The organism is Phocaeicola sp. (genome assembly GCF_048170425.1).
In the GTDB taxonomy this organism is placed as follows: Bacteria; Bacteroidota; Bacteroidia; order Bacteroidales; family Bacteroidaceae; genus Phocaeicola.
The window spans coordinates 1-4154 of the sequence record NZ_DBEXBB010000070.1 but is presented as its reverse complement, the minus strand read 5'-3'; the positions used below and the strand labels follow the sequence as shown (position 1 = coordinate 4154).

2 protein-coding genes are annotated in these 4154 nt (G+C 46.1%); both read left to right on the top strand.

The window, feature by feature from the left end:
• Nucleotides 1-2257: hypothetical protein (locus ACMJ0U_RS02940; RefSeq protein ID WP_417128059.1), on the top strand; the 2257-nt coding region annotated here is incomplete at its 5' end.
• 2 nt (nt 2258-2259) lie between these two features.
• Nucleotides 2260-4056, top strand: a complete 1797-nt coding sequence (locus ACMJ0U_RS02935; RefSeq protein ID WP_417128058.1) for a hypothetical protein — start codon at nt 2260-2262, stop codon at nt 4054-4056.
• Nucleotides 4057-4154 lie beyond the last annotated feature (98 nt).

The window sequence follows — 4154 nt, the reverse complement described above, 5'->3', positions numbered from 1 at the left end:
TATAAAAAAAATAAACCGCATCGGGAAATATATACTGGTCACGGTGCTGCTGACAGCTGCCCCTGCAAGCGGATGGGCACAGCGAATGATTAAGGTAAGCGGCACGGTTTACAACATTGCGGACAAGAAAAAGAAAGTGCCGTTCTCCGAAAGTGTGGTATACATTTACAGTTGCAAGACGGTAGCTGCGGCGGAGGATTTAAAGAACAGTCTGGACAAAGACAACACGAACCTGGCACTGTTCATAAATGAAGAAGAAAGAGCTGAAACAGACGCTAACGGGTATTATGAGATACTGGTACCGGACAACGGTGCACTGGTATTCAAGGCCGGACTGAACAAGGCGCTGTTGGAAAAGGTGAACAACCGCATGAAAATAGACGTGGAAGTGGATGACGGTATCTACCTGAAAGAGGTGGTGGTAACGGGGCAGTTAAAAAAAATTCAACCGGAGCCCAAGGCCAGCCGACTGATAGGTAACCGTTTTTATCCTTATAATACGTTTGTGATTCCGAAAGGGGAAGGAAACAAGTATTCCCGACTAATTGTGCAACCGTATGTGCTGAACTGTGAAACCAACGACACGGTGGCGTTCCTGAAACCGCTGGTGTACGACGGAAAGGAATATCACCTGACACAGACCCGAAGGATGGGTTATGACCTGAAACGAGATGCACTGGAGAAATACATCCAGCAACGCCCGCTAGTCAACGAGCGCATGGTAATTGAATGGCAGGATACGGTTACAGTACCTGACCAGAACGTGAACTACAGCTGCTATGCGGATTTCTGCATAGAGGATTACACCCATATTCCATTCAGAAAAACGTATCAGATTAATACTTGTGAAAACAAACGTCCGCTGAAATTCCTGGAATATTCCCTGATTGCCCTGGATATGGATTTCCAGAAATATCCGGAAAAGGCACAGGTGGAAAAGTTTGATACGGAAGACCTCGTAGAACTTAACTTTGAAATCAATTCAGACCGGCTGACGGACGACCCGAAGAACCAGAAAAGTCTGGACGGAATAAGAAAGAAACTGAACCAGATTTTGAATGAACCAGGTGCCATGCTGAAAGAGTTTCATGTCATCGGAAAGGCATCACCGGAGGGATATTACCAGCAGAATCTGGCATTGGCAGAAAAACGTATGCAGAAAATCCAGCAGGAAGTGACTGGAATGTTACCCAAGGGAGTGGCCGACAGGGTATATCAGAACCCGCAAGCGGGAGTGGCTTCGTGGAACGAGGTAGCCGACTTGATGGAAAAGGACAGTCTGACAGAAGCAGCCAATTTCATCAGAGAGGTGGTGAGAGAGTTTCCCGACCAGATGAACAGACAAGGACAAAAAATCAAAACACGGAAAGATTACCGGACTGCCATTGTTCCTTATCTGGAACAGCTCAGACAAGTGAAATACCTGTGCCGCTATGACATTTACAGAGAACCGACCGACCAGGAGGTGATGGAGGCTTTCCGGGAAAAAGGCCTCGAGGGAATGTACACCCGATATGAGTACTGGAAACTGCTGCAATTGCTGAAAGATAACAAGGAAAAAGAGGCTGTGGCACGAAAGGCTTATGAAGAATCGCTGAGCATGAAGAATCCATGGGTACTGGCTGGAAATACGCTCGCCAAACTGTACCTGGAAAGGGATGTGACCGACACCCGAATACTGGATCCGTTGATAGACCGTACCATCTTTACCGTAAACTACGAAAGGAAAAATATCGATACGGGAAGAACGGACATTATCAATCCGATTGAAGTAGTGGTGAACCAATTGTGTATGTATATCAAGGCGGGAGACTTTGAGAATGCCAGTGTCATGGCCAAACTCATTCCTGCTGACTATAAAGAGTTTGACCTGGTGAAAGCGTATGCATGGGCCATGGGCGGATATTTCCACGGAGGAGATACACCTGAAGAAGCGGAAAGAGCGAAACAAACGTTCCAGACCATATGCCAGTCTTCCATACAAAATGAAGCGGTGATGAACCTGGCGCTGGAGACTCCGCAAGGAGATGCGCAGGCGGAAAAGGTGCTGGAAGAGATGCCGGACAGCAATCCGGTAAAATGGTACCTGAAGGCGGTGACAGCGGCCAGACAAGGAGATGCCGGACTGATAGAGGCAGCTCTGTATCTGGTGAGATGTTTCAACCTGGACCAGAAAATGATAACCACAGCGCAAAATGATGGTGAATTCAACAAGGAGATTGTGGAAACTGCATTGGACATGTATAAGAATCAGTAATCATGAAAATAAATAGAAAAACTTTATATATAGCAGTCATCGGCTGCCTCTGGATGAACGGGACGGAATCCATCATAGCACAAGATGCGGTCGCCGATTCGGTTAAAACCGGATTTTTCAATGCAATGGATTATGTGAGACAGAAAAGATATATCCCTAACGGAAGACCGATTGACCCAAAAGCCAAAGGATGGAATTCTTCCTTGTCGGTTTTTGCGGGTGCCGGGAAACTGGGCGGAGGTGCGGCTGGCCCCTACTCTAAGGAATTCGGTATTGCCTTTACAAAGGATGCAACCTCATTTAACAGCTATCGTCTGGCTGTAGAAGGGGCTGTAAACGAACAGATTGGAAGAGGCGGAATAGAAATAGCACACATGTTCCGAATTCTGGATTACCTGAGGGGGTATAAAAAAGAGTTAAAGTGGGACTTGGAAACGGTACTGGGAGTAGGAACCTACTGGACGAAGGACAAGATTTCAAAGGAACATTTTTTTGCAGGAGGCATACACGGCGGTCTGCACGTAAACTATCATTTGTATGACCATCTTGATTTATTTCTGGAGCCTAGAGTGAATCTGTTTACCGATGGCATCAACGGACTGGATTCACCCAAAAAATATGACATCGGGGTACAAGGTGTAGCCGGACTGACATACCGGTTTACCGGCCTGAAAAAAGGATCTGGAATATCCGCCAACTCCGGAGTGCTGGATAACCTGTTCTATGAAATCTATGCGGGTATTCAGGGAGACTACTCAGCCCGAATCAGGAAAGCACCGGTAATGAACGGGGTGCTGGAACCGATAGGTCCTGTGATGGGTATCAGTATGGGAAAATGGTATCTGCCTTGGGGAGTTAGAGGAACTTTTTTCGCGGGTATACATGAAACACTCCCTGACCAAGGTACCGGAAAGAAAAAAGAAGCCTATGGAGGGTTCCGGCTGGAAGGGATGGTAAACCTGAACCGCCTGTTTAATGACAGGGTGACCGACCCCAGACTGGAAGTAAATGTAATGGGAGGTGTGGAAGCCGGTTTCGTGGCACACGGAGGATCTACTTATGCACGGAAAGTAAGACCTTTTAAAGGACCTACCCTAGCCGGACAGCTGGTGTATGCCATAAACGACCATATCGGAGTGTTCGGACAGGCACGCTGGAGTAAAAATGAATATACGCAAAACTTCATGAACGGGCAAAGCAGCAAACGAAGAATGCAGAACTTGAGCCTAGAAATGGGAGTTCAGTACAGAAGACGTGAAGAATGTATCACCCGCAACAAATACCTGTTTGAACCGTATAACTTTATCTCTATCGGAATGGGAGCCAACTACCCGATGCGTACAGGAGACCAACTTCTGGAAACTATAATGAAGCACCTGGGACAGCAATTCTACGTGGGATACGGAAGAAGATGGAGCAAATATTCATCGGTAAGAGGCTATATGGAAGTAGCAAATTATCCTTATGCGGTGAGCAAACATGCGCATCCTATTACACTGGGAACAGATTACCTGGTAGACCTGAGCTCCTTGGTGGCGGAATATAATCCGGAAAGAGTCTTTACAGTAGAAGGACTGGCAGGTATCTTATATACACATCACGGAGCCGCACAAAAAGATTATTTCGGCATGCAAGACGGGTTGAAGGAAACCGTACGGATAAACGACCGGTGGGGTATCTTTGCAGAAGAAGTGATGAGGGCATATAAGGGAGCAATCATACCGGGAGCCCGAACTTTAACAGATAAGGAGTTTTCGTTTCTTCCATATGCCAATCTAGGAGTAAATCTATACTTTTAGACGTGTTTTCTCCTAAATATAAAGCAATGTGACATATATTTTTTTTCTGTATTCCTAGCGTTTGAAAATATTATATCATCTTTGAATCAAAATTATTA

Coding starts and splice junctions, on each gene's coding strand:
- ACMJ0U_RS02935 (WP_417128058.1), top strand. CDS start 2,260: ATGAAAATAAATAGAAAAACTTTATATATAGCAGTCATCGGCTGCCTC.